Origin of the sequence: Shinella sp. NM-101, from assembly GCF_021401195.1 — a bacterium.
GTDB lineage: Bacteria > Pseudomonadota > Alphaproteobacteria > Rhizobiales > Rhizobiaceae > Shinella.
The window spans coordinates 1-786 of record NZ_JACBFT010000059.1; the positions used below are offsets into that span (position 1 = coordinate 1).

Annotated in this window: 1 protein-coding gene and 1 pseudogene; both read left to right on the plus strand. The window is 57.6% G+C overall.

Features of this window, described 5'->3' with window-relative positions:
- Window positions 1–102: 102 nt before the first annotated feature.
- Window positions 103–609, plus strand: a pseudogene (locus L0976_RS28560) (transposase); the annotation flags it as partial.
- A gap of 75 nt (window positions 610–684) precedes the next feature.
- A partial coding sequence (locus L0976_RS28565) for a transposase (protein WP_234190775.1) occupies window positions 685–786 on the plus strand: 102 nt, incomplete at its 3' end.

A 786-nucleotide genomic window follows, 5' to 3' on the forward strand; every position in this document is an offset into this window, starting at 1 on the left:
TACCGACGTGATCACGAGGGTCGTCAACGGCCATCCCAACGGCCGGATCGATGACCTTATGCCCTGGGCTTATGCCGAGAAGCCGATCCTCAAGGCCATGGTCTGAGAACACCGCTTACGGAGCACGAGGCTGGCACGCCGGTATCTGAACTTTGCCGCAAGCACGGCGTCAGCGATGCCGGCATCTATAAATGGAAGGCAAAATTCGGAGGCATGGACGTATCCGAAGCCAAGCGGCTGAAGACGCTGGAAGACGAGAACACGAAGCTGAAACGGCATCCTGGCAGATGCGATGCTGCACAATGCGGCTTTGAAAGACCTTTTGGGAAAGAAGTGGTGACGCCCGCAGCAAGGCGAAAAGCTGTCGCGCATCTGATGGATCACCACCAGATGAGCGAACGGCGGGCGTGTAAAGCCATCGGCTTTTGCCGGATGACGATCCGTTACGGAACCAGGCGCAGCGATGACCATGACCTTCGCGAGCGGATGAAGGCGCTGGCGCATGAACGCCGCCGCTTTGGATATCGACCCCTTCATGTGCTGCTCAGGCGTGAGGGTCATCTTGTGAACCACGAGCGGCTCTTCCGGCTCTGTCGGGAAGAGAAGCTGATGGGGTAATCCCCCCGCCGAATAACGGACTTCAAAAGTAGAATTTTCTCGGGCTCTATGATCGAGGAGATTTTGATGAAGACGAGCAGATTCAGCGAACCGCAAATCCTTGCAATCCTGCGCCCGGCTGAGGGCGGCGTTCCCGTGCCTGATCTATGCCGGGAGCATGGGATGAGC